The sequence below is a fragment of the Actinomadura sp. NPDC049382 genome, assembly GCF_040677125.1.
In the GTDB taxonomy this organism is placed as follows: Bacteria; Actinomycetota; Actinomycetes; order Streptosporangiales; family Streptosporangiaceae; genus Spirillospora; species Spirillospora geliboluensis.
The window spans coordinates 1-23,360 of the sequence record NZ_JBFARO010000124.1; the positions used below are offsets into that span (position 1 = coordinate 1).

Annotated in this window: 20 protein-coding genes and 2 pseudogenes; 7 read left to right on the top strand and 15 right to left on the bottom strand. The window is 74.7% G+C overall.

The window, feature by feature from the left end; translation table 11 throughout:
- Positions 1–506, top strand: a pseudogene (locus AB0K34_RS38480) (ATPase); the annotation flags it as partial.
- 32 nt (positions 507–538) lie between these two features.
- A complete protein-coding gene (locus AB0K34_RS38485; RefSeq protein ID WP_138638686.1) occupies positions 539–1,444 on the top strand; it encodes a TIGR03619 family F420-dependent LLM class oxidoreductase in 906 nt (301 codons plus the stop codon).
- A gap of 46 nt (positions 1,445–1,490) precedes the next feature.
- Here AB0K34_RS38485 and AB0K34_RS38490 read toward each other — a convergent pair whose 3' ends face one another.
- Together AB0K34_RS38490 and AB0K34_RS38495 are read right to left on the bottom strand one after the other, a co-directional pair.
- Positions 1,491–1,931: an Lrp/AsnC family transcriptional regulator gene (locus AB0K34_RS38490; protein WP_138638685.1), complete on the bottom strand. Its 441-nt coding sequence runs from the start codon at positions 1,929–1,931 to the stop codon at positions 1,491–1,493.
- Positions 1,932–2,032: 101 nt separating this feature from the next.
- A complete protein-coding gene (locus AB0K34_RS38495) occupies positions 2,033–3,049 on the bottom strand; it encodes a LacI family DNA-binding transcriptional regulator (RefSeq protein WP_138638684.1) in 1,017 nt (338 codons plus the stop codon).
- Between the two features lie 149 nt (positions 3,050–3,198).
- On the opposite strand from AB0K34_RS38495, the gene ugpC (AB0K34_RS38500) reads away from it, so the two are divergent.
- Positions 3,199–4,437 (top strand): sn-glycerol-3-phosphate ABC transporter ATP-binding protein UgpC, encoded by a 1,239-nt coding sequence (gene ugpC / locus AB0K34_RS38500; protein ID WP_138638683.1) that lies wholly within the window; start codon positions 3,199–3,201, stop codon positions 4,435–4,437.
- 71 nt (positions 4,438–4,508) lie between these two features.
- Here the strand turns inward: ugpC (AB0K34_RS38500) and AB0K34_RS38505 are convergent, their stop codons facing one another.
- The 5 genes from AB0K34_RS38505 to AB0K34_RS38525 all read right to left on the bottom strand — a co-directional run bounded on the left by AB0K34_RS38505 (position 4,509) and on the right by AB0K34_RS38525 (position 10,764).
- Complete coding sequence (locus AB0K34_RS38505) at positions 4,509–5,438, bottom strand: carbohydrate ABC transporter permease (RefSeq protein WP_138638682.1); 930 nt, start codon at positions 5,436–5,438, stop codon at positions 4,509–4,511.
- A complete protein-coding gene (locus tag AB0K34_RS38510; RefSeq protein WP_138638681.1) occupies positions 5,435–6,823 on the bottom strand; it encodes an ABC transporter permease subunit in 1,389 nt (462 codons plus the stop codon). Before AB0K34_RS38510 ends, AB0K34_RS38505 begins: the two co-directional genes overlap by 4 nt.
- 37 nt (positions 6,824–6,860) lie before the next feature.
- Positions 6,861–8,183 carry an ABC transporter substrate-binding protein gene (locus AB0K34_RS38515; protein WP_138638680.1) on the bottom strand — a complete coding sequence of 441 codons (1,323 nt, stop codon included), beginning with the start codon at positions 8,181–8,183 and terminating at the stop codon, positions 6,861–6,863.
- A complete protein-coding gene (ugpC, locus tag AB0K34_RS38520) occupies positions 8,180–9,409 on the bottom strand; it encodes a sn-glycerol-3-phosphate ABC transporter ATP-binding protein UgpC (RefSeq protein WP_138638679.1) in 1,230 nt (409 codons plus the stop codon). The genes AB0K34_RS38515 and ugpC (AB0K34_RS38520) overlap by 4 nt, the downstream gene beginning before the upstream one ends.
- A 248-nt stretch (positions 9,410–9,657) precedes the next feature.
- Complete coding sequence (locus AB0K34_RS38525) at positions 9,658–10,764, bottom strand: Xaa-Pro peptidase family protein (RefSeq protein WP_240808090.1); 1,107 nt, start codon at positions 10,762–10,764, stop codon at positions 9,658–9,660.
- Between the two features lie 96 nt (positions 10,765–10,860).
- Here AB0K34_RS38525 and AB0K34_RS38530 point away from each other — a divergent pair, with 96 nt between their 5' ends.
- The 3 genes from AB0K34_RS38530 to AB0K34_RS38540 all read left to right on the top strand — a co-directional run bounded on the left by AB0K34_RS38530 (position 10,861) and on the right by AB0K34_RS38540 (position 14,195).
- Positions 10,861–11,781: a 5'-3' exonuclease gene (locus tag AB0K34_RS38530; RefSeq protein ID WP_364553673.1), complete on the top strand. Its 921-nt coding sequence runs from the start codon at positions 10,861–10,863 to the stop codon at positions 11,779–11,781.
- A gap of 246 nt (positions 11,782–12,027) precedes the next feature.
- Positions 12,028–12,735 carry a Crp/Fnr family transcriptional regulator gene (locus AB0K34_RS38535; protein WP_364553675.1) on the top strand — a complete coding sequence of 236 codons (708 nt, stop codon included), beginning with the start codon at positions 12,028–12,030 and terminating at the stop codon, positions 12,733–12,735.
- A 41-nt stretch (positions 12,736–12,776) separates the two neighbouring features.
- Positions 12,777–14,195, top strand: a complete 1,419-nt coding sequence (locus AB0K34_RS38540; RefSeq protein WP_138640370.1) for an RNB domain-containing ribonuclease — start codon at positions 12,777–12,779, stop codon at positions 14,193–14,195.
- Between the two features lie 75 nt (positions 14,196–14,270).
- Here AB0K34_RS38540 and AB0K34_RS38545 read toward each other — a convergent pair whose 3' ends face one another.
- The 7 genes from AB0K34_RS38545 to nirB all read right to left on the bottom strand — a co-directional run bounded on the left by AB0K34_RS38545 (position 14,271) and on the right by nirB (position 22,291).
- Positions 14,271–14,927: a biliverdin-producing heme oxygenase gene (locus AB0K34_RS38545; RefSeq protein WP_301176298.1), complete on the bottom strand. Its 657-nt coding sequence runs from the start codon at positions 14,925–14,927 to the stop codon at positions 14,271–14,273.
- 48 nt (positions 14,928–14,975) lie between these two features.
- Positions 14,976–15,269: a DUF2470 domain-containing protein gene (locus AB0K34_RS38550; protein WP_364553677.1), complete on the bottom strand. Its 294-nt coding sequence runs from the start codon at positions 15,267–15,269 to the stop codon at positions 14,976–14,978.
- 41 nt (positions 15,270–15,310) lie between these two features.
- Positions 15,311–16,168, bottom strand: a complete 858-nt coding sequence (locus tag AB0K34_RS38555; RefSeq protein WP_364553679.1) for an amidohydrolase family protein — start codon at positions 16,166–16,168, stop codon at positions 15,311–15,313.
- Between the two features lie 10 nt (positions 16,169–16,178).
- The gene (locus AB0K34_RS38560) at positions 16,179–16,772 is read right to left on the bottom strand and encodes a helix-turn-helix domain-containing protein (protein WP_364553680.1); all 594 of its coding nucleotides are present in this window, start codon (positions 16,770–16,772) and stop codon (positions 16,179–16,181) included.
- Between the two features lie 16 nt (positions 16,773–16,788).
- Positions 16,789–18,219, bottom strand: a complete 1,431-nt coding sequence (locus AB0K34_RS38565) for an MFS transporter (protein WP_364553682.1) — start codon at positions 18,217–18,219, stop codon at positions 16,789–16,791.
- A gap of 83 nt (positions 18,220–18,302) precedes the next feature.
- Positions 18,303–19,781 (bottom strand): FAD-dependent oxidoreductase, encoded by a 1,479-nt coding sequence (locus AB0K34_RS38570; RefSeq protein ID WP_364553684.1) that lies wholly within the window; start codon positions 19,779–19,781, stop codon positions 18,303–18,305.
- The gene (gene nirB, locus AB0K34_RS38575) at positions 19,778–22,291 is read right to left on the bottom strand and encodes a nitrite reductase large subunit NirB (protein ID WP_364553685.1); all 2,514 of its coding nucleotides are present in this window, start codon (positions 22,289–22,291) and stop codon (positions 19,778–19,780) included. The genes AB0K34_RS38570 and nirB overlap by 4 nt, the downstream gene beginning before the upstream one ends.
- A 213-nt stretch (positions 22,292–22,504) precedes the next feature.
- On the opposite strand from nirB, the gene AB0K34_RS38580 reads away from it, so the two are divergent.
- A complete protein-coding gene (locus AB0K34_RS38580) occupies positions 22,505–22,879 on the top strand; it encodes a hypothetical protein (RefSeq protein WP_301176293.1) in 375 nt (124 codons plus the stop codon).
- A 34-nt stretch (positions 22,880–22,913) separates the two neighbouring features.
- Here AB0K34_RS38580 and AB0K34_RS38585 read toward each other — a convergent pair.
- Positions 22,914–23,360, bottom strand: a pseudogene (locus tag AB0K34_RS38585) (beta-ketoacyl-[acyl-carrier-protein] synthase family protein); the annotation flags it as partial.

Sequence of the window (23,360 nt, forward strand, 5' to 3'; positions counted from 1 at the left end):
GGGCCGCGCTGTGGCACGCCATCCGCGGCGAGGACGGCCGCGGCCCCGCGACGGCGCTGACCGCGGCGGTCGCCGCGCACTTCGGCGTGGAGCGCGCCCTCGACGTCGGCCTCGGCATCCACCTCGGCGAGATCGCGCAGGGCCGCCTCACCGGCCTCGCGCCCGTCCTGCTGGACGCCGCCGAGGCCGGGGACGCGGTCGCGGGCCGGGTCGCGGCGCGGCTCGCCGAGGAGGTCGCGGTCCTCGGCTCGGTGGCGCTGCGCCGCCTCGGGCTGCTGGACACCCCCGCCGACGTGGTCCTCGGCGGCGGCGTCCTGGCCGCCCGCCGCCCGCCGCTGATGGACGCCGTCGCCGCCCGCTACGCCGACCTCGCCCCCCGCGCCCGGCTCCTCGTCCCCGCGGACCCACCGCTGCTCGGCGCGGCGCTGCTCGCCCTCGACCACGCCGGCGCGCCGCCGTCCGCCCACGACACGCTCCGGGCCACGTTCCGCCGCCGCCGGCCTTGACGTTGTAAGGTTCGGCCGGGGAGGGCAGAGGCATGCTGATCGGATTCGCCGTGCCGGGGTCGGGCGCGTGGGCGACGCCCGCGAACCAGGTGACGGTGGCGCAGCGGGCCGAGGAGCTCGGCTACCGCTCGCTGTGGACGCTGCAGCGCGTCCTCAACCCCGCCGGGTCCGCGGACCGCACCTACCGGGGCGTCCCGGACCCGTTCGTCACGCTGGCCTTCCTGGCCGGGCACACCGCCCGGGCGCGGCTCGGCGTGGCGATCGCCAACCTGCCGTTCTACGCGCCGCCGGTCCTCGCCAAGCAGGCCGCCACCCTCGACCGCATCAGCGGCGGGCGGCTCGACCTCGGCCTCGGGCTCGGCTGGATGCGCGAGGAGTTCGCCGCGGCGGGCGCGCCGATGGCGCGGCGCGGCGCCCGCGCGGAGGAGTGCCTCGCCGTGCTGCGCGGGCTGTGGAGCGGCGCCGCGACCGAGTTCCACGGCGAGTTCTACGACGTCCCGCCGGTCGTGATGGAGCCGCCGCCCGTGCAGTCGCCGCTGCCGGTGCTGCTGGGCGGCGCCGCCGAGCCGGCGCTGCGGCGCGCCGGGCGGCTCGCCGACGGCTGGGTCAGCTCCAGCCGCGCCGACCTCGCCGTGATCGGCCGCTCCATCGGCATCGTCCGGGAGGCCGCCGAGGAGGCGGGGCGGGACGCGGGCGCGCTGCGGTTCGTGTGCCGGGGCGCGGTGCGGCTGCGCCCGGCCGGACGGGCGGGCCGGCGGCCCCTCACCGGCTCCTACGAGGAGATCGCCGCCGACCTGGAGGCGCTCGCCGCGCAGGGCGTCACCGAGGCGTTCGTCGACCTGAACTTCGACCCCGAGGTGACCGGCCCCGACGCCGACCCGGGCGCCTCCCTCGACCGCGCCCTGGAGGCCCTGGAGGTCTTCGCGCCGCGCGGCTGAGCGCGCGAGCGGAGCAGGCCGGCCGGGCAGCCCGGCGGCGGGCGGGCTAGAGAGGCGGGCGGCGCGCCTCCCACGGGGTGCTGAGCACCACGGTGGTCCGGGTCGCGACGTTCGCGGCGGCGCGGATCTTCTGGAGCAGGTCCTCCAGCTCGTTGGGGGACGCGACCCGCACCTTGAGGATGTAGCTCTCGTCCCCGGCCACCGAGTGGCACGCCTCGATCGCCTGGAGGTGCGCGAGCCGGTCGGGGGCGTCGTCGGGCGCAGCCGGGTCGATCGGCTTGATCGACACGAACGCGGTCAGCGGCAACCCGATCTGCTGGCTGTCCAGCTGCGCGGCGAACCCCCGGATCGCGCCGCGCTTCTGCAGCCGCCGCACCCGCTGGTGCACCGCCGACACCGACAGCCCCGTCTCCTTGGCCAGGTCGGTGAAGCTCATCCGCCCGTCGTCGGCGAGCAGCGCCATGATCTGACGATCGATCTCCTCCACCCGGGAAATCTAGCGCGCCGGAGGCCGTCCGCGCGTCCCCATAGATCACGGATCGGCCGTCATCGGCCGATTTCCGGCCGCGGGGCCGGGCGGGCCGGGGGTCAGCGGCGCGCGGGCCGCAGCGGGCCGCAGCTGCCGCGCACCACCAGCTCGGTCGGCAGCAGCACCGGGCCGCCCCTGCCCCGCCGGGCGGGCTCGCGCAGCAGCAGCTCGCAGGCGCGGTAGCCGATGTCGTGGCCGGGGCGGGCGACGGCGGTCAGCGGCGGGTCGCACAGCTCCGCCCACGCCACGTCGTCCACCATCGCGATCGACACGTCGGCGGGGACCCGCAGGTCCAGCTCGCGGGCGACCAGCACGGCCGCCTCGCCGAGCAGGTGCCCGGCGGCCAGGACCGCGGTGACGTCGGCGCGGCGCTGCAGCAGCCCGGCCGCGGCTGCGTAGGCGGCGTCGCGGGCCGGGCGGGCGGCGACGACCAGGTCCTCCTCCACCGGGACGCCGAGCTGGGCGAGGGTGTCGCGGAACGCGCGCTCGCGCACCCCGGCGGGCGTGCCGGGGGCGCCGCCGAGGAAGCCGATGCGCCGGTGCCCGAGCCCGGCGAGGTACTCGGTGAGGGACCGGACGCCGCCCGCGTCGTCGGCGAGCACGGCCGGGACGTCGGCCATGCCGGGCAGCACCCGGTCGGCGAACACGACGCTGGAGCACACCCGGGCGGCGCCCCGCCAGTCGGCCTCGGTCCCGGCGGGCACCGCGATGATCCCGTCCACCCGCTGCGCGACGAGCCGCTCCACGATCTCGGCCTCGCGGGAGGGGTCGCCGTGCGCGGCGTCGACGATGACGTGCTCGCCGAGGCTGCGGGCGCACGCCAGCACCCCGGCGACCAGCTCGGCGCGGAACGGGTCGGTGACGTCCGGGACGATCAGTCCGATGCCGCCGCTGCGGCGCAGCTTCAGGCCGCGGCCGAGGGCGCTCGGGCGGTAGTCCAGCTCGCCCGCGGCGGCCAGCACCCGCTCCCGGGTGGCCGAGCTCACCGAGCCGCCGGAGAACACCCGCGACACGGTCGCGATGCCGACGCCCGCCGCCGCGGCCACGTCCTTGATCGTCGCCGGACCCTGGCGCACCGCCCGCCACCTCCCGATTCGCCGCTTTTCGATGATCTTATCCGGTGCGGCGCTCCCATGGAAACGATTCCATGATGTTTACTCCTTCCAGTGATGCAAAACCCCTGTTCGGCAGGGGGTAATGGAAACGTTTCCATGAAAGGGATCCGATGGCCAAGATCGTGCTGGACCGGGTCGACAAGGTGTACAGCGGCGGCGTCAAGGCCGTGGACGGGCTCGACCTGGAGATCCGGGACGGGGAGTTCATGGTGCTCGTCGGCCCGTCCGGCTGCGGCAAGTCCACCGCGCTGCGGATGATCGCCGGGCTGGAGGAGATCAGCGGCGGGAAGATCTCCATCGGCGACCAGGTCGTCAACGACCTCGCCCCCAAGGACCGCGACATCGCGATGGTCTTCCAGAACTACGCGCTCTACCCGCACATGACCGTCGAGCAGAACCTGGCGTTCGGCCTCAAGCTGCGCGGCACCCCGAAGGCGGAGATCAAGGCCAAGGTCCGCGACGCCGCCAAGATGCTCGGCCTGGAGCAGTTCCTGTCCCGCAAGCCCGCCGCGCTGTCGGGCGGCCAGCGCCAGCGCGTCGCGATGGGCCGCGCGATCGTCCGCGAGCCGCAGGCGTTCCTGATGGACGAGCCGCTGTCGAACCTGGACGCCAAGCTCCGCGTGTCCATGCGCGCCTCCCTCAGCCAGCTGCACGAGCGGCTCGGCGTCACCACCGTGTACGTCACCCACGACCAGATCGAGGCCATGACGCTCGGCACGCGGGTGTGCGTGCTGCGCGAGGGCGTGCTGCAGCAGGTCGACACCCCGCAGCGGCTGTTCGACAGCCCCGTCAACCTGTTCGTCGCCGGGTTCATCGGGTCGCCCGCGATGAACTTCGTCCTCGCCGACCTCGGCACCGGCGACGGCGGCGCGCGGGTCTCCTTCGCCGGGTACACGCTGCCGGTGCCGGCGTCGGTGCTGAACGACAAGCCCGGCCTCCAGGACTACCTGGGCCGCAAGGTCATCCTCGGCATCCGCCCGTCCGACTTCGAGGACGCCGCGCACGCCAACCCCGAGTGGGCGCCGATGCCGGTGCGCAGCAGCGTCACCGAGGAACTCGGCAGCGAGATCAACGTCATCTTCACCATCGACGCCCCGCCGGTCGAGCACAAGGACACCGCCGACCTCGCCGAGGACGCCGAGGCCGACGGCGACATGGCGATCCCGCTGGTCGACAACAAGGCGCTGTGGACGGCGCGCGTCAACTCCCGCTCGCACGTGCGGCCGGGCCAGGACGTGCAGCTCGCCGTCGACACCCGCCGGCTGCACTTCTTCGACCCGTCCAGCGGCCTGGCGATCGGCCACCCGGACGCGGCGGCCCGGCACGGCGCCGCGGACCTGCGCAAGTAACACCCGGCGCCGGACCCGGCGACGCCCTCCGGCCCGCGCGGGCCGGAGGGCGTCGTCGTGTTCCGTCGGGGCTACTTCACCGAGCCCGCGAGGACGCCCTGCACGAAGTACCGCTGGAAGGCGAAGAACACGGCCAGCGGGACGATCAGCGACAGGAACGCGCCGGGCGCGAGGATGTCGATGTTGCCGGTGAACTGCCGCATCTGGGACTGCAGCCACTTGGTCATCGGCTGCGACTCGGTGTCGGCGAACACCAGCGCGACCAGCAGGTCGTTCCACACCCACAGGAACTGGAAGATGCCGAGCGAGGCGATCGCCGGGCCGCCCAGCGGGAAGATCACCCGCCGGAAGATCGTCCACTCCGAGCCGCCGTCCATCCGCGCCGCCTCCAGCAGGTCGCGGGGGATCGCGGCGAAGAAGTTGCGGAGCAGGAAGATCGCGAACGGCAGCCCGAACGCGACGTGGAACAGCACCACGCCGGTGACCGACCCGAACATCTGGAACCCGCCGAACTCGATCGCCCCGTACAGCTTGGCGACCGGGATCAGCGCGACCTGGACCGGCACCACCAGCAGCGCCACCACGATGATGAACAGCCAGTCCCGCCCGGGGAACTCCATCCACGCGAACGCGTAGGCGGCCAGCGAGGCGATCACCACCACCAGCAGCGTCGCCGGGACGGTGATCAGCACCGTGTTCCAGAACGAGTCGACGAAGTCGCCCTTGTCCAGCAGCGCGCTGTAGGACTCCATCGTCAACTGCGTCGGCTTGGCGAACACGTTCCACCAGCCGTCGGCGCTGTTGTCCTCGTTGGAGCGCAGCGACGCCACCAGCAGCCCGAGCGTCGGGACGAGCCAGAACAGCGCGATCAGCACCAGCAGCGCCTGCGCGACGCCGCCGCCGATCCGGCCGACGATCCGGGCGGCGATGCCACGCCGCGGCGCGCCCGCCGCGCCGCCGCCCTCCGCCGGCGCCTTCGTGGGTTCCACCGCGGTGCTCATTTGCGCTCCTGCCGCAGTCGCCGGACGTTGAACAGCATGGCGGGCAGCACCAGCAGGAACAGCAGCACGGCGATCGCGCTGCCGGCGCCCTGGTCGCCGCCCCCGCCGAACGACACCGTCCACATCTGCAGCGCCAGCACGCTGGCGTTCGGATCCCCGCCGCCGATGATGAAGACGAGGTCGAAGACCTTCAGGACGTTGATCACCAGCGTCACCAGCACCACCATCAGGACGGGCGCGAGCAGCGGGATCGTCACCCGCCGGAACACCTGCCACTCGGTGGCGCCGTCCACCCGGGCCGCCTCCAGCGCGTCGCGGGGGATCGCGGCGAGCCCGGCGGCGATCAGCACCATCGCGAACCCGGACCACACCCACAGGTACGACCCGATGATCGCGGGGGTGATGAGGGTGCTGCCGAGCCATTCGGCGCCGCGGTAGGCGCCGGTGAAGTTGTCCTTGGGCAGCCGCACCGTGTACGTCCCGTCGGGGACGTCCTTCATCGTGAAGGTGCCGTCGGCCTCCGTGGTGGCCTTGGCGACCACCTTGCCGTCCTTCACCGCCTCGACCTTGATGCCGGGCAGGCCCGACTCCCCCGCGTTGGGGGTGTTCTGCTGCCCGCCGCCGCCGCGGGTGAAGTCGAACCAGACCGTCCCGGTCAGCTGCCCCGGCTTCGCGGCGGGCGGCTGCGCGGCCGGCTCGGCGTCCTTCGGCAGGTACTCCTGCTTGACCTTCAGCAGCGGGACGAGCGCGCTCTGCCCGGCCTGGTAGGAGTTCACGGTGACGACCCCGCCGCCCTCCGCACGGACCGGCGCGTCGCCGCCGCTGCGCGGACCGGCGCCAGGGTAGGTCGTGCCCTGCGCGAAGGTGTCGTGGATCGCGACGAGCGCCGCGTTCGCGACGCCCTTGTCGGGGTCCATCTGGTACACCAGCCGGAAGATCACACCGGAGGCGAGGAAGGAGATCGCCATCGGCATGAACACCACGAGCTTGAACACCGTCGCCCACCGGATCCGCTCGGTGAGCACGGCGAACACCAGGCCGATGATGGTGACGATGGTCGGGGCCACCACCACCCAGATCGCGGTGTTGCGGACCGCGACGAGGTTGTCGTGCCCCTGGAAGACCCCGGTGTAGTTGTCGACGCCGACGAACGAGTCGCCCGAGGCGTCGAAGAAGCTCCGGATCACCGAGTAGACGATCGGGTAGACGACCAGGAAGCCGAGCAGCAGCAGCGCCGGCAGCAGGAACGTCAGGGCGAGCCAGGACGGCGGGGTCAGCCGCTCGCGTCCCCGGCGGGCGCCGGGCCGCCGGGCGGCCGGTACGTCGACGGCGGCGGCGCCGCCGGCCGTCGCGGCCGGCGGCACCTCCTCATTGCGAGCCTTCATCCAGGGGTCCCCTACTTGTCGGCCCTACGCGTGCGCGTCACTTGTACGCCTTGGCGGCCTCGGCCTCCAGCTTGGCCTGCGTGCCCTTGACGTCGGTCGGCTTCATCACGAACTGGCGCAGCGCCTCCCACTCGCCCTTGCCGGGCGTCGCGCCGAACGCGGCGGGCGCCAGGTCCGACATGTCGTAGCGGGCGGCGTCGCCGGACTGCTGGAGCTGGCCGATCAGCTGCTTGGCGATCGGGTCGGAGTAGGCGTCCGGCGGGACGTTCTTGTTCGGCGTCAGGTAGCCGCCGAGCCCGGCCCAGACCTTGCCGGCCTCCGGGGAGGCGAGGAACTTCATCAGCTCCTGCGCGCCCTTGCCGTCCTTCAGCGCGACCGCGACGTCGCCGCCGAGGATCGCCGGGGCGGTGTCGCCGGCCTTCGGGAAGGCGAACACCTTGGCGTCGGTGCCGACCTTGGCCTTGGTGGTGGCGATGTTCGCGGCGGCGAAGTCGCCGCCGTAGACCATCGCGGCCTTCTGCTGGCCGAAGACCTGGGTGACCGACTCGTCGAACTTGGTCTTGGTCGCCGCGGCGACGCCGCCGTTGAGGTAGTCGGCCTTGCCCCAGATCTGCGCGAGGGTCTCCAGCGCCTTGCCGACCGTCGGGTCGGTCCACTTGATCTCGTGCTTGGCGAGCTTGTCGTAGTTCTCCGGGCCCGCCTGCGACAGGTAGACGTTCTCGAACCAGTCGGTGAGGGTCCAGGAGTCCTGCGGGCCGGCGGCGAGGGTGAACGGGGTGCTGCCCGCGTCCTGCAGCGTGCCGGACGCCTTGACCAGGTCGGCCCACGCCGCGGGCGGCTGCACGCCGGCCTCGGAGAACGCGTCCGGCCGGTACCACAGGATCGACTTGTAGGCGGCCTTGACCATCACGCCGTAGGTCTTGCCGCCGGAGGAGCCGAGCTCCTTCCAGTACGGCGCGAAGTTGTTGCCGACCTCGGTGACGACGTCGGCGGAGAGCGGCTTCAGCGAGCCCTTCTGCGCGTACTGCTGCATCAGGCCGGGCTGCGGCAGGATCGCCACGTCCGGCGGGTTGCCGGCCTCGATGCGCGGGCCGAGGTAGGCGTCGGTGTTCTCACCGGTGGAGGCGTAGTTGACCTTCGCCCCGGTCTTCTGCTCGAACGCCTGCAGCACCTTGCGGAAGTTGGTCTCCTCCGCGCCGGTCCACTTGGCGGCCACCTCGATCGTGGTGCCCTTCAGCGCTCCCCCGCCGGCGGGCGTGGAGCCGTCACTGCCGCCGTCGTCGTCGCCGCCGCACGCGGCTGCCGACGACAGGAGCAGTCCCGCCGCGACGGCGGCTCCCATCATTCTGCTGACCCTCATTCTTCATCCTCCCTGGACGGACCGGCGGCGTCCGATCCCCAGATCGCCGCGCCGGACTCGATATCGAAGAAATGCAGGCGGCCGGTGTCGACGCGGATCGTCACCGGGTCGCCCACCTTCACGCGGGTGCGCGGGCTGAACCGCGCGACCAGGTCCGTGCGGGGGCTCTCCAGGTGCCCCAGCACGTCGGTCCCCGCGTCGCGGGCGAGTTCCCTGGTGTCCTCGGTGACGACCTGGGACGCCTCGATCGCGAAGTGGACCAGCACGTCCGAGCCCATCGCCTCGACGAGGTCGGCGGTGGAGGTGAGCCCGGACCCCGCGGGCGCCTCCACGAGCTCGGAGTCCTCCATGTCCTCGGGGCGGATGCCGACGACGACGTCGCTCCCGAGGCGGGACGCCAGGGCCGGGCGCTCGGTCAGCACCTCGGCCGGCAGCGCCAGGGTCTGGCCGCCGATCTCCAGGCGCGGGTTCGCCGCGTCCCCGGACAGCGTGCCCTGGACCAGGTTCATGGCGGGCGAGCCGATGAAGCCGGCGACGAACAGGTTGGCCGGCCGGTCGTAGAGCTCCTGCGGCGGCGCGACCTGCTGCAGCTCGCCCTTCTTCATCACCGCGACGCGGTCGCCGAGCGTCATCGCCTCGGTCTGGTCGTGGGTGACGTAGATCGTGGTGACGCCGAGGTCGCGCTGGATGCGGGCGATCTCGGCGCGCATCTGGACGCGGAGCTTGGCGTCGAGGTTGGACAGCGGCTCGTCCATCAGGAACGCCTGCGGCTCGCGGACGATCGCGCGGCCCATCGCGACGCGCTGCCGCTGCCCGCCCGACAGGTTGCGGGGCTTGCGCGACAGGTGGTCGGTGAGGCCGAGGATCTCGGCGGCCCGGTCGACCTTCTCCCGGATCTCGGCCTTCGGCAGCTTGCGCAGCGACAGCCCGAAGCCGATGTTGTCGCGCACCGACAGGTGCGGGTAGAGCGCGTAGCTCTGGAACACCATCGCGACGTCGCGGTCGCGGGCCGGGACGCGGTTGACGACGCGGCCCCCGATCGTCACCTCGCCCTCGGAGATGTCCTCGAGCCCGGCGACCATCCGCAGCGCGGTGGTCTTGCCGCAGCCCGAGGGGCCGACGAGCACGAGGAACTCCCCGTCGGCGATGTGGAGGTTCAGGTCGGTGACGGCCCGGGTGCCGTCGGGATAGACCTTCCCGACGCTGGTCAGGTCGACCTCTGCCACGGCGTCTCCTCTTCTTCACGGCACGGCTCCGGCAAGGGGGAGAAACCCGATTTACCCCCGCGTAACAATGCATCTAGGTGGTACAGGGCCGACCACCCCGGCCGCAATACGCACGGCGCTTCGCTGATGGTTTTGGTGCAGAGATCGTTACCGACCCGTTTTACGGTGCGTTTCGCCCTGTCCGAAACATCGCGAGGGTGCGGACGCAAACCCGTCCGCACCCTCGCCTCCGTCGCGCCGCGGCGGGGTCAGTCCACGACCACCAGGCCCCGCTCGGTGACGTTCATCGGCTCGTAGCCGTCCTCGGTGCACACGACGATGTCCTCGATGCGGGCGCCGTGCGGGCCGGGGTAGATGCCCGGCTCGATGGAGAACGCCATGCCCGGCTCCAGCGGCTCCCGGTTCCCGGCGACGATGTAGGGGTCCTCGTGCGACTCCAGGCCGATGCCGTGGCCGGTGCGGTGGAAGAAGTGCTCGCCGTGCCCGGCCGCGGCGATGATGTCGCGGCCCGCCGCGTCCACCGCCTCGGGCGTCGCGCCCGGCCGCACGGCCTCGCACGACGCGCGCTGCGCCTCCTCCAGCACCGCGTAGTAGGCGCGGTAGTCGGCGGGCGGCTCCCCGACGCAGTAGTTGCGGGTGGAGTCCGAGCAGTAGCCGCTCGGCATCGTCCCGCCGATGTCGACGACGACGGGCTCGCCGGGCCGGATCACGCGGTCCGACAGCTCCGCGTGCGGGTTCGCGCCGTTCGGGCCGGACCCGACGATGACGAAGTCGACGCGGGCGTGACCCTCGGCGATGATGGCGTCGGCGATGTCGCGGCCGACCCCCCGCTCGGTGCGGCCGGCCTTGAGCAGGCCGGGCACGAGGCGGTGCACGCGGTCGATCGCGGCGCCGGCCTCGCGCAGCGCCGCGACCTCGGCGGCGGACTTGCGCATCCGCAGCTCGCGCAGCACCGGCCCGGCCGCGACCTGCTCGGCGCCGGGCAGCGCGGCGCGGAACCGCAGCGCCATGACCGCCCACATCCGGTCGGCGACGCCGATCTTCCCCGCCTTCGGCAGCCGGGCCGCGGTCAGCGCGTACGGGTCGTCGGTCTCGTCCCACGGCACCAGCTCGACGCCGAGCTCCCCGACCGGGGACTCCTGCGCGGCGGGCAGCTCGAGCCGCGGGACGACCAGGAACGGCTCCCCCTCGGCGGGCACCGCGAGGCACGTGAGGCGCTCCAGCTGCAGCGCCTCGTAGCCGGTGACGTAGCGCAGGTCGGGGCCGGGGGTCAGCAGCACGGCGCCGAGGCCCGCCTTCGCCGTCGCCTCCCGCACCCGGCCGATGCGCTCCGGCGGATACAACTCCGTTGTCACACCCGTCTCCATTCTCAGGTCCTGTCCGATGGCGGTACCAGGATCCCAGGAGCGGCGGAGCGGCGGAGCGTCGGACCCGCGTGGGAGCATGGCGCCATGAGCGGGTTGATGCTGCTGGACACGCCGTCGCTGTACTTCCGCGCCTTCTACGGGGTGCCCGAGTTGGTGACGGCGCCGGACGGGACGCCGGTGAACGCGGTGCGCGGGCTGATCGACATGATCGCGCGCCTCGTCCAGGACCGCGCGCCGGACCGCCTGGTCTGCTGCATGGACGCCGACTGGCGGCCGGCGTTCCGGGTGGCGGCGCTGCCGTCCTACAAGGCGCACCGCGTGGCCGACGACGGCGGCGACCAGACCCCGGACGCGCTGGAGGCGCAGCTCCCGGTGATCGACGCGGTGCTGGACGCGGTCGGCCTGGCCCGGGTGGGCGTCGCCGGCTACGAGGCCGACGACGTGATCGGCACGCTCGCGGTGCGCGGCGCCGCCGCGGGGCCGGTCGACATCGTCACCGGCGACCGCGACCTGTTCCAGCTCGTCGACGACACCGGCCCGGTCGCCGTCCTCTACACCGCGCGCGGCATCCGGAACCTGCAGGTGATGGGCGAGAAGGAGGTCGCGGCCAAGTACGGCATCCCGGGCCGCGGCTACGGCGACTACGCGACGCTGCGCGGCGACCCCAGCGACGGGCTGCCGGGGGTGCCCGGCGTCGGCGACAAGACGGCCGCCGCGCTGGTCACCCGCTTCGGCTCGGTCGACGGCATCCTCGCCGCGCTGGACGCGGGCACCGACGCGGGCTTCCCGGCGGGCGCCCGCCGCCGCATGGAGGCGGCCCGCGAGTACCTGGCCGCCGCCGAGACGGTGGTGCGGGTGGTCACCGACATCGACGCCCCGGAGCTGGCGGCCCTGGACGACCGCCTCCCCGCCGAGCCCCGCGACGCCGAGGCCCTGGTGGAGCTCGCCGACCGCTGGAACCTCGGCAGCCCCGTCAACCGCCTCCTGAACGCCCTCTCCCGCTGACCCGCCTGGAGGCCCCCCGCGACGGAACGGGCAGGGTTTCGCTGCAAGTTTCGGCAAAAGTGTCATAAGACGCAGACACGGCGTTCCGCGGCGTGCAGCATGCGAGACGGTGACGGGTTGTCATGGGCGCATGCAGACGACCGGTACCCGCGGCACTGGGCCTCACCGCCCCACTCCCCCCATGTGCCGGGGGTGCCGGTTCACCCGGGCGTGCGCGGGGGCGGGTGCGCGGTGAGCGGGCGGGCGGTGAGCGAGCGGGCCGAGGCGCGCGGCGGGCGGTTCTGGGACGCGCTGGACGGCCGGGAGCGCGCGGCGCTGCGGGAGGCCGGCCGGTCGCGGGTCTACCGGGCGCGGGCGCCGCTGTGCTACCAGGGCGACGACTCCGACCACATCATCGTCATCGAGTCGGGGTGGGCGAAGGTCGTGGCGTCCAGCGCGGACGGGCACGCGGTGGTGCTGGCGGTGCGCGGCCCCGGCGACCTGGTGTGCGAGAGCGCGGTGCTCGGCCGGCGGGAGCGGTCGGCGACGGTGCAGGCGCTCGACCAGGTGCGGGCGCTGCTGGTGCCGGCGGCGCGGTTCACCGCGTTCCTGGACGCCCATCCCGGGGTGTGGATGCTGGTCAGCGGCACGTTCGTGCGGCGCCTGGACGACGCGGGCCGGCGGCTGCAGGCGCACGTGTCGGCGCAGGGCCCGCGGCGGCTGGCGATCCTGCTGGCGGACCTCGCGGAGATGTCGGCGCGGCAGGGCGCGGCGGGCGCCGGCGGGGCGGTCCCGATCGGGCCGCCGCTGTCGCAGGAGGAGCTCGGCAGCTGGATGGACGCCTCCCGGGAGACGGTCGCGCGGGCGCTGGCGGTGCTGCGGGACGCGGGGCTGGTGCGCACCGGCCGGCGCCGGATCACGGTGCTGGACCCGCGGGGGCTGCGGGCTTTCGCGGACGGCGCCTTTACATTGTAGATTCCTAACGATCCGGGCTTTTCGTCCCGTACGCTCGTGCTGTGCCGCGCCGACCGCTGCGACTCCGCACCGCCGAGGCCGACGCCGAGGTCCGCGCGGGGCTGGACCGGATCCGCGCCGAGTTCTCGGTGCCCGGCCCGTTCCCGCCCGCGGCCCTCGCGGAGGCCGCGCGGGCCGCGGCTCCCCCGGACGGCCGCGCCGACCTGCGCGAGGTGCCCTTCTTCACCCTCGACCCGCCGGGCTCGCTGGACCTGGACCAGGCGATGCACCTGGAGCGCCGCGGGTCCGGGCACCGGGTGCGGTACGCGATCGCGGACGTGGCCGGGTTCGTGCGGCCCGGCGGCGCGCTGGACGCCGAGGCGCACGCCCGGGGCGTCACCCTCTACCTGCCGGACGCGAACGCGCCGCTGCATCCGCGGCGGCTGTCGGAGGGGACCGCGAGCCTGCTGCCGGGCCGGGACCGCCCGGCCGTCGCGTGGACGATCGACGTCGACGCCGCCGGGCGGATCACCGGGGTGGACGTGCGGCGCGCCGTCGTGCGCAGCCGCGCCCGGCTCGACTACGCGACCGCGCGCCACGACGACGGCGATCCGCGGATCGCGCTGCTCGGCGAGGTCGGCGAGCGGCTCATCGCGGCGGAGGCGGCGCGCGGCGGGGTGAGCCTGCCGCTGCCCGAGCAGGAGGTCGCGCACGCGGACGGCGGGTGGGCGCTGAAGCTGCGCGGGGACCTGGCGACCGAGGCGTGGAACGCGCAGATCTCGCTGCTGACCGGCCGGGCGGCGGCGCGGCTGATGCTGGCGGGCGGGGTGGGGCTGCTGCGCACGATGCCGCCCGCGCCCGCCGAGGCGGTGGCGCGGCTGCGGCTGGCGGCGCGGGCGCTCGGCGTCGCCTGGCCGGCGGACGCCTCCTACGGCGACATCGTCCGCGCCCTCGACCCGGCCGTGCCGCGGCACGCGGCGTTCCTGCACGACGCGGCGGGGCTGATGCGCGGCGCCGGCTACACCGCGTTCGACGGCGCGGCGCCGGGGCAGGCGGCGCACGCCGCGGTGGCCGCCCCGTACGCGCACGTCACCGCGCCGATCCGGCGGCTGGCGGACCGGTACGCGACCGAGGTGTGCCTGGCCCTGGCGGCGGGGCGCCCCGTGCCGGGGTGGGTGCGGGAGGCGCTGCCGCGGCTGCCGGAGGCGATGCAGCGGGCGCTGCGGCGGGCCGCGGACGTCGACCACGCCTGCGTCGACCTGGTCGAGGCGCTGCTGCTGCGCGAGCACGTCGGGGAGGTGTTCGACGCGGTGGTGGTGGACGTGAGCGCCGACCGGTCGGGCGGCCGGGTGCAGCTGGTGGCGCCGCCGGTGTTCGGCCGCTGCGAGGGCGCGGACCTGCCGCTCGGCGAGCAGGTCAAGGTGCGGCTGGAGGAGGCGGACCCGGCGCGGCGCCGGGTCCGCTTCTCCCGGACGGAGTGAGCCCGCGCCGGAGTGAGCCCGCGCCGGAGTGAGCCAGCACGGGGTGAGCCCGCGCGAGGTGAGGCGGCGCCGGGGTCAGGCGGCGCTGAGCCGGAGCCGCTCGCCGAGTTCGGCGGTGACGGCGGCGTTGAGCCGGTAGGCGGCCTTGACCTCGCCGATGACGGCCTCCTGCTCGGCGGCGTCCCAGGGCGCGGTGTCGAGCAGCTCGCGGTAGCGGTCCTTGTAGGACTTGGGCTTGCCGGGGAAGCGGTAGAAGCGGACGCCGTCGTCGCCGGCGGCGAGGTCGAGGGTGCGGCGGACCTGGCGGCCGATGTACTGCCCGCCGGACAGGTCGCCCAGGTAGCGGGTGTAGTGGTGGGCCACGAACCCGCCGGGCCAGTCGAAGCAGACCTCGCGCAGCCGGGCGCAGTACCGCTCGGTGGCCGCGGCCGGTTCGATGCGGGCGCGCCAGCGCGGCCCGTAGAAGTAGCCGAGGTCGGCCTCGAGCGCGTCGCGGCGGCGCAGGCCGGGGAGGTCGAACCGGCCGGCGACGGGGTCGGCCGCCATCCGGTCGGCGGCCTCCTCCAGCAGGTCGTAGACCGGGTGCAGCTGCGCGACCAGGACCGCGTACTCGTCGCGGCCGAGGCGCCCCTCGGCCAGCGCGCTCATGTAGGCCGAGCCCTCGTTGTCGCCGTGGTCGTCCCAGGTCGCGGCGCGCAGCCGCGCGGAGAACAGCTCGTTTTCCGACGCCATGTCGGCTACTTTACCGACAGGGCGTCGGGAACGTCCAGCCGCCGGGCGTCAGCCGCTGAGCGCGGCGCGGGCCTCCTCGGTCATCCGGACGACCTCGTGCCGCACCTGGGGCCGCTCGGTGAGCCGCTCGGCGAACGGGATCCGGACGGGCTGCTCCACCCCGCCGTCGGTGACGGCGAACTCGATCCCGTCGGCGTCCAGTCCGGTCATGCGGGCCGCGGTGGCGCCGGGGCGGCCGCCGAGCGCCCGGCAGATGGTGAGGCAGTCGTCGGCGTGGTCGTCGTTCATGTGCCGCATGATCTGGCCGACGACGTCCTCGGTGAACGGCCCGGGGTCGGTCATGAAATGGTCCTTTCCCGCAGGTAGGGGCTGAAACGGACAGACTAGAGGGCCAGGCCCTTGTAGACGCGCAGGGCGTTGCCGCCGAGGACGAGGCCGAGGGTCTCCTCGTCGAGGCCGAGCCCGGCGAGGGCGCGGGCGTTGCGGGCGACGCCGGGCACGCCGGGCCAGTCGGTGCCGAAGACGAACTTGCGGGCCAGGCGGCGCAGGTCGTGCCGGGCGTAGTACTCGGGGAGCCGGCGCGGCGGCAGCCCGGACAGCTCGATCCACACCTCCTCGCGCGACAGCGCGAGGAACGCGGCGGCGTCGTACCACCAGCCCCGGCCCCCGTGCGCGAGCACGAACGTCAGGCCGGGGAACAGCCGCAGGACGTCGTCGATGGGCGTGGGGTCGGCGTACCGGTTGGCGGAGCCGGGGAACGAGCTGGTGCCGCAGTGGACGACGACGGGCACGCCCGCGTCGCGGCAGACCTGGTAGGCGGGGTACAGCTCGGGGTCGGCGACGCTGAACCCGCCGTGCACCGGGTGCAGCTTCAGCGCGGCGGCGCCGAACTCCAGCTGCCGGGCGACCTCGGCGTCGATCGGGTAGTGCAGGTGCGGGTTGACGTTGGCGATCGGCTTGAAGCGGCGCGGGTTGTACTTGAGCAGGGGCTCCAGGTCCTCGATGGGCTGGGTGCCGGTGGTCCGGGGGCTGTACTCGCACAGCAGCAGGGCGATGTCGACGCCCTCGCCCTCGAAGTGGGCGTCGACGCGCTCGGGGACGAGGGCGCCGTCGGCGTCGTAGAGGTCCTGCCAGGGGTGGGCGGCGCCGAACTCCTCGGCCCAGCGCCGCCACGCCGGCGGCAGGGTCGGGAGGCGGGCGGTGTGCACGTGCGCGTCGATCAGCGGACGTCCGTCGAGCATGCGGCGGAGCCTACCCGCCGCCGGGGCCCGTCCCGGCGGCGAGGGCGCCCATGACCGTGGTGACGAGGGCGTCGGCGGCCTCGTCGGCGGCCAGCCGGCCCCCGTCGACCTCCTCGGCGGCGGCGTGCATGAGCGCGTACACGACCCCCGCCTGCCAGCCCGCGGGGACGGCGGTGCCGAAGGCGCCCTCGGCGCGGCCGCGCTCGATGACGTCCTCGACGCGGGCGAGGACGTCGCCGTGCCGGGCGCGGACCCCGGCGGGGCCGAGGATCCGCAGCCCGGCGGCCAGCAGCGTGCGGTACCGGTCCAGGACCCGCCAGGACGAGCGGACCGCGCGGGCGAGGGCCTGGTCGGCGGGGCCGGCGCCGAGGTCGGCGGCGTCCAGCGCGCCGCCGGCGTCGGCCAGCGACCGGGTGAACAGCGCCTCGAGCAGGTCCTCGCGGGAGGCGAAGTGCCCGTACAGGGTGACCCGGCCGACGCCGGCGGCCTTGGCGATCTCGGTCATGCTGGCGCCGGGGTCGCGGGCGAAGCACCGCAGGGCGGCGTCCAGGATGGCCTCGATGTTGCGTTCGGCGTCGGCACGGCGGCGGGTGGTCGCGGGCATGGGGCCAGGGTAGGGCTCAGTGGGCGAACACCGGGCCGTCGCCCGGGTCCGGCCGCCCGGCGGGGACGAGCAGCAGGGCGAGGACGGCGGTGGCGGCGCTCACCGCCGTGAAGGCCGCGAACGCGGTGTGGAACCCGTCCACGGCCTGGCCCCCGACGCTGGCCCCGGCGAGCGCGGTCGCGAGGGCGATGCCGAGGGCGCCGCCGATCTCGTGCCCGGTGCTGACGACGCCGGACGCCAGCCCCGCCTCGTCGTGGGAGACGCCGTTCATCGCCGTGGCCGTCGCGCAGACGAACGCGGCGCCGAGCCCGGCGGCCAGCAGCACGAACCCAGGCAGCACGCCGGTGAGGGCGCTCCCGTCGGCCGGGAGCCGGGAGAGCAGGAACGCGCCCGCGGCGGCGAGCGCGAAGCCCGCGCCGGCGACGGGGCGCGGTCCGGCACGTCCGGTGAGGGTGGACGCGGCGTGCGCGCCGGCGATGGTGGCGAGCGCGACGGGCAGGAACACCAGCCCGGTCTTCACCGCGGAGTAGTCCAGCAGGTTCTGCAGGTACTGGGAGATGAGGAAGAACCCGGACAGCAGCAGGCCGGACGCGGCGAGCATCAGCAGGTTGCCGGCGGCGATGGTGCAGCGGCGCAGCAGGCCGGGCGGGACGAGGGGCGTCCGCACGGACCGCTCGACCAGGAGGAAGGCGGCGGCGAGGACGGCGGCGCCCGCGAGCGGGACGAGCGCCTGCCCGCTCCCCCACCCCCGCTCGCCCGCCTTGACGAGCCCGTAGATGAGCGCGGCGGCGGCGAGCGTGACGGCCGCGGCGCCGGCGAGGTCGAGGGGCCGGCGGGACGGGGCGGCGGCCGGGACGACGCGGGGCAGCGCGGCCAGCACCGCCAGCCCGGCCGGGACGTTGACGTAGAACACCCACTCCCAGCCGGGTCCGCTGGTCAGCAGGCCGCCGAGCAGCACCCCGGCGGCGGCGCCGGTGCCGCCGATGGCGGCCCACACGCCGAGCGCGCGGGTGCGCTCGGGCCCGTGGAAGGAGGTCGTGACGATCGCCAGCGCGGCCGGGGACAGCAGGGCGGCGCCCACGCCCTGCGCGGCGCGCGCGCCGATGAGCGTTCCGGCGTCCCAGGCGAGCCCGGACAGCAGCGAGGCGGCGGTGAACAGCGCGAGCCCGATGAGGAACGCGCGCCGCCGTCCGAGGGTGTCGGCGAGGCGCCCGCCGAGCAGGAGCAGGCCGCCGAAGCACAGCGAGTAGGCGGTGACGACCCAGGTCTGCGCGCCGCGCCCGAGGGAGAGGTCGGCGGCGATGGACGGCAGGGCGACGTTCACCACGGTGAGGTCGACGATGAGCATGAACTGGGCGAGGCAGAGCAGGACGAGCGCCCACCGGCGGCGCGGGAGCCCGGCGCCGGACGGCTCGTGGTGCGGCGGCGCCGCGGAGGAGGTGTGCACGGAAAGACCCCTAACTCGAACATCGTTGTTCGAGTTAGGGTAGCCCGGATCGCACAGAACTTGAACAGTCCTGTTCGAGTTATTTAGGCGACGCCGGCGGACTCCTGCCCGTCGAGCCAGCCGAGGATCCCCTCGACGGCGTCCTTGCAGCCGCCGCAGCCCGTCCCGGCGCGGGTCGCGCGGGCGACGCCGGCGGCGGTGCGGGCGCCGGCCTGCCAGCAGGCGCGGATCTCCCCCTTGCTGACGTTGTTGCACTGGCAGACGGTGGCGGCGTCCGGCATCCGCACCGGCGACTCGGCCTCCGCCGCCGCGGACATGCCGGGGAACAGCAGCCCGAGGCGCTCGGCGGGCAGCGGCGCGGCACGGTCGTAGAGCCGGGTGAGGGTCCCGGCGGCGGAGGTCTCGCCGAGCAGGATCGCGCCGATCAGCCGGCCGTCCCGGATCACCGCCTTCTTGTAGGTGCCGCGGGCGGCGTCGGTGAACCGGACGACCTCCACGTCCTCGTCGTCGTCGCCGAAGTGGGTCTCCCCCATCGAGGCCAGCTCGATCCCGGCGGCCTTCAGCCGGGTGATCTGCCGGGCGCCGGTGAAGCGGGCGGCGGGCTCGGTGCCGGCGAGCAGCCCGGCGAGCACCCCGGCCTGCTCCCAGGCGGGCGCGACCAGCCCGTACACCTCGTCGCGGTGCTCGGCGCACTCGCCGATGGCGCGGACGGACGGGTCGGTGACCGAGCGCAGCTCGTCGTCCACCAGCACGGCGCGGCCGACCGCGAGCCCGGCGGCGCGGGCGAGGCCCACCTCGGGCCGCACCCCGCAGGACAGGATGACCAGGTCGGTGGCGAGGGTCTCGGTGCCGCCGCCGGGCCGGGCCAGCTCGACCCCGGTGACGGCGCCGCCGGCGGTGCGCAGGCCGGTGACGTCGGCCTGCAGCCGCGTCCCGATGCCGAGCGCGGCCAGGGTCCGGGCCAGGACCCTCCCGGCGGCGGGGTCGAGCTGGCGCTCCATGAGGTGCCCCGCCAGGTGCAGGACGGTGACCTCCAGGCCCCGGCCGGCGAGGCCGCGCGCGGCCTCGATGCCGAGCAGCCCGCCGCCGATCACGACCGCGCGGCGCGCCGACGCGGCCAGCTCGGTGATGCGGCGGCAGTCGTCCAGCGTGCGGAACACCTGCGCGCCCTCGGGCAGGCCGTCGCGCAGGCCCGGCATCGGCGGGACGAACGCGGTGCTGCCGGTCGCGAGGACCAGCGTCCCGTAGCGGGTGGCCGTGCCGTCGGAGGCGTGCACGGTCTTCGCGGCGCGGTCGACGCGGACGGCCTCGACGCCGAGCCGGGCGTCGACGCCGTGGGCGGCGTACCAGGCGGCGTCGACCAGGCCGATGTGGTCGGGCCGCGTCACCCCGGCGAGGACGTTCGACAGCAGCACCCGGTTGTAGGGGGCCTGGGTCTCGGCGCCGAACACCGTGATCGGGACGGCGGGGTCGCGGGCGCGCAGCTCGCCGACGAGCCGTGACCCGGCCATCCCGTTGCCGACCACGACGACGCGTTCGCCGTCCCGGGTCCGCGCGGTCATCGCTTCACCTCCAGCGGGAGCGGCTTGATCTGGTCGCGCTCGACCTCGAACGCGATGCTCGGGTCGGGGGTGCGCGGGGCGTTGACGAAGGACACGAACCGGCGGAGCCGCTCGGGGTCGTCGAGGGTGCCGCGCCATTCGTCGGTGTAGGACGCGACGTGGCGCTCCATCGCGGCGTCGAGTTCGGCGCAGATGCCGAGCCGGTCGTCCACGATGACCTCGCGGAGGTAGTCCAGGCCGCCGTCGAGGGACTCCAGCCACGTCGCGGTCCGCTGCAGCCGGTCGGCGGTGCGGATGTAGAACATCAGGAACCGGTCGATGTAGCGGATCAGCTCCGCGTCGCTGAGGTCGGTGGCGAACAGGTCGGCGTGCCTCGGCCGCATGCCGCCGTTCCCGGCGAGGTAGAGGTTCCAGCCGTTCTCGGTGGCGATGACGCCGAAGTCCTTGCTCTGCGCCTCGGCGCACTCGCGGGCGCAGCCCGACACCGCCGACTTCAGCTTGTGCGGGGCGCGCAGCCCCCGGTACCGCAGTTCCAGGCGGATCGCCATGGCGGCCGAGTCCTGGACGCCGTACCGGCACCAGGTGGACCCGACGCACGACTTCACCGTCCGCAGCGCCTTGCCGTAGGCGTGGCCGGACTCGAACCCGGCGTCGACGAGCCGCCGCCAGATCTCCGGGAGCTGCTCGACGCGGGCGCCGAACAGGTCGATCCGCTGCCCGCCGGTGATCTTGGTGTAGAGGCCGAAGTCGCGGGCGACCTCGCCGATCACGATGAGCCTGTCGGGGGTGATCTCGCCGCCGGGGACGCGCGGCACGACCGAGTAGGTGCCGTTCTTCTGCAGGTTGGCCAGGAAGTGGTCGTTGGTGTCCTGCAGCGCGGCCTGCTCGCCCTCCAGGATGTGGCCGTTGCCGAGGCTGGCGAGGATGGACGCCACGGCGGGCTTGCAGATGTCGCAGCCCCGGCCCGTCCCGTGCTCCTCCACGAGCTGGGTGAAGCTGGTGACCCGCCCGGCGCGGACGATGTCGAACAGCTCGGCGCGGCTGTAGGCGAAGTGCTCGCAGATCGCCCGGCTGACCTCGATCCCGGCGGCGGTCAGCTCGGCGTCCAGGATGCGCTTGACCAGCGGGACGCAGCTGCCGCAGCTCGTCCCGGCGCGGGTGCAGTCCTTGACGCCGGGCACGTCGGTCAGGGAGTGCTCGGAGATCGCGCAGCGGATGCCCTCGGCGGTGACGTTGTTGCAGGAGCAGATGACGGCCGCGCCGGGCAGGTCGCCGCCGGCGGTCTCGGTCCCGCCGAACAGCATCTGCTCGGGCGCGCCCGGCAGGCTCCCGCCGACGAGGGCGCGCAGCGTGCCGTAGGACTCGGCGTCGCCGACGAGGACGCCGCCGAGCAGGGTCTGCGCGTCGTCGCTCACGACGAGCTTCTTGTAGACGCCCGCGACGGGGTCGGTGTAGGTGACGCCGAGCGCGCCCCGCTCCGGCCCGGCGGACGGGTCGCCGAAGCTCGCGACGTCGACGCCCATCAGCTTCAGCTTCGTGGACGTGTCGGCGCCCTCGAACACGGCGGTGCTGGCGTCCGACAGCAGCCGGTCGGCGACGACCTCGGCCATGGAGAAGCACGGCCCGACCAGCCCGTAGACGGTGCCGCCGGCCGCGCCGCCGACGAGGGCGCACTCGCCGATCGCCCAGATGGCGGGGTCCTCGGTGCGGCACGCCTCGTCCACCGCGACGCCGCCGCGCTCCCCCACCGGCAGGCCGCAGCCGCGGGCCAGCTCGTCGCGGGGCCGGACGCCGGCGGAGAACACCACGACCTCCGCCTCGACCGCGGTGCCGTCGTCGAGGACGACGCGGCGGACGGCCCCGTCCTCCCCCGGCTCCAGCGCCCGGATCGGGACGCCGGTGCGGACGCTCAGGCCGAGGCCCTCGATGTGGCGGCGCAGCATCGCGCCACCGCCCTCGTCGAGCTGGCGCGGCATCAGCCACGGCGCGACCTCCACCACGCCGGCGCGCAGCCCGAGGCCCTGCAGGGCGCGGGCCGCCTCCAGGCCGAGGAGGCCGCCGCCGACGACGGCGCCGGTGCCCCTGCCCCGCGCGTAGGCGCGGATCGCGTCGAGGTCGTCGATCGTGCGGTACACGAACACGCCGGGCAGGTCCGCGCCCTGGACCGGCGGCACGAACGGCGCCGACCCGGTGGCCAGGACGAGCGCGTCGTAGGGGACGGCGTCCCCGGCAGAGGTCGTGACGGTGCGGGCGGCGCGGTCGATCGCGGTGACGCGCTCGCCGGTGCGGACGGCGACCTCGCCGCCGTGCGCCGGGTAGGCGAGGTCGGCGCCCTCCAGGTACGTCGTCAGCGCGACCCGGTCGTAGGCGCTCCGGGGCTCCTCGCCGATGACGGTGATGGTCCAGGTCCCCGCGGCGTCGCGCGCGCGCAGGGCCTCTACGAGGCGGTGCGCGGCCGGCCCGTGCCCGGCCACGACCAGCCGCCTGTCCGGTGTGCTGTCGGCTCCCATGAACCCCGATGCTCGGCGGCCCTTATTTCCCGGAGAGATCACCGGTGTCACCCGCACGTTAACTGGAGCTCACCTCGCCCGGGCCCGGCAGTGGAGGCCCGTCCGGCTCCGTTCCCCCGAGCGCGGCCGCCGCAGGTCCGCCCGTTAGGCCCCGTATGGGCGGGTAGGACGGACGGACAGGCCAGAACCGTCCGCGGAGAAGGGGGTACCGCGATGGGCGAGTCGCAGCACCGTCCGGTGCAGGGCGAGCACCGCTACGAGCAGGAGGTCGGCTCGGCGCGCGAGCACGAGGAGCGGGCCGGCAAGAGCCTGGTCACCACCGACCACGAGGCGATCCGCCACTGGGCGGAGGAGCGCGGCGCCGAGCCGTCGACCGTGCCGGGCAGCGACTACGGCGGCCGGCCGGGCCGGCTGCTGTTCGACTTCCCCGGCTACGGCGGCGAGAACCTGGAGCACATCACCTGGGACGACTGGTTCCGCACGTTCGACGAGCGCGAGCTGAACTTCATCTACCAGGAGCACAAGAAGGACGGTTCGCAGAGCAACTTCTTCCAGCTGGAGAACCCGCACACCGGCGACGGCGGCTGACCGGCCGCCGCCCGGGGCCGGCTGCCGATGGGCCTCAGGCGGGGGTGAGGACGAGCGTCGCGTCGTGCCCGCCGAACCCGAACGAGTTCGACAGCGCGGGCGCGGCGGGCGCGATCGCCCTCGGCTCGCCGTGCACGACGTCGACCAGCGCCGTCTCGGCGTCGGGGGCGGCGAAGTTGGCGGTGGGCGGGACGAGCCCGTCCGCCGCGCTCAGCAGCGCCACCATCGCCTGCAGGGCGCCGCCGGCGCCGAGGACGTGCCCGGTGACGCCCTTGGTGGCGGTGACGGGCGGGGTGCGGCCGCCGAAGCAGCGGTCGATCGCGAGGGCCTCGGCGCCGTCGTTGCCGCGGGTGCCGGTGGCGTGCGCGCTGATGTGCCCGACGCGGGAGGGGTCGAGCCCGGCGTCGGCGAGCGCGGCGGCCATGCACCGGGCGGCGACGGCGCCGTCGGGGCGCGGCCGCACGAGGTGCGCGGCGTCGGC

What these genes read in the sequence shown, in the direction of transcription:
- AB0K34_RS38485 (WP_138638686.1), top strand. Translation starts at nt 539, where the DNA reads ATGCTGATCGGATTCGCCGTGCCGGGGTCGGGCGCGTGGGCGACGCCC.
- AB0K34_RS38550 (WP_364553677.1), bottom strand. Translation starts at nt 15,269, where the DNA reads ATGACCGACCCCGGGCCGTTCACCGAGGACGTCGTCGGCCAGATCATG.
- ugpC (WP_138638683.1), top strand. Translation starts at nt 3,199, where the DNA reads ATGGCCAAGATCGTGCTGGACCGGGTCGACAAGGTGTACAGCGGCGGC.
- AB0K34_RS38570 (WP_364553684.1), bottom strand. Translation starts at nt 19,781, where the DNA reads ATGACCGCGCGGACCCGGGACGGCGAACGCGTCGTCGTGGTCGGCAAC.
- AB0K34_RS38555 (WP_364553679.1), bottom strand. Translation starts at nt 16,168, where the DNA reads ATGCTCGACGGACGTCCGCTGATCGACGCGCACGTGCACACCGCCCGC.
- AB0K34_RS38515 (WP_138638680.1), bottom strand. Translation starts at nt 8,183, where the DNA reads ATGAGGGTCAGCAGAATGATGGGAGCCGCCGTCGCGGCGGGACTGCTC.
- AB0K34_RS38545 (WP_301176298.1), bottom strand. Translation starts at nt 14,927, where the DNA reads ATGGCGTCGGAAAACGAGCTGTTCTCCGCGCGGCTGCGCGCCGCGACC.
- AB0K34_RS38505 (WP_138638682.1), bottom strand. Translation starts at nt 5,438, where the DNA reads ATGAGCACCGCGGTGGAACCCACGAAGGCGCCGGCGGAGGGCGGCGGC.
- AB0K34_RS38530 (WP_364553673.1), top strand. Translation starts at nt 10,861, where the DNA reads ATGAGCGGGTTGATGCTGCTGGACACGCCGTCGCTGTACTTCCGCGCC.
- AB0K34_RS38580 (WP_301176293.1), top strand. Translation starts at nt 22,505, where the DNA reads ATGGGCGAGTCGCAGCACCGTCCGGTGCAGGGCGAGCACCGCTACGAG.
- AB0K34_RS38510 (WP_138638681.1), bottom strand. Translation starts at nt 6,823, where the DNA reads ATGAAGGCTCGCAATGAGGAGGTGCCGCCGGCCGCGACGGCCGGCGGC.
- AB0K34_RS38560 (WP_364553680.1), bottom strand. Translation starts at nt 16,772, where the DNA reads ATGCCCGCGACCACCCGCCGCCGTGCCGACGCCGAACGCAACATCGAG.
- nirB (WP_364553685.1), bottom strand. Translation starts at nt 22,291, where the DNA reads ATGGGAGCCGACAGCACACCGGACAGGCGGCTGGTCGTGGCCGGGCAC.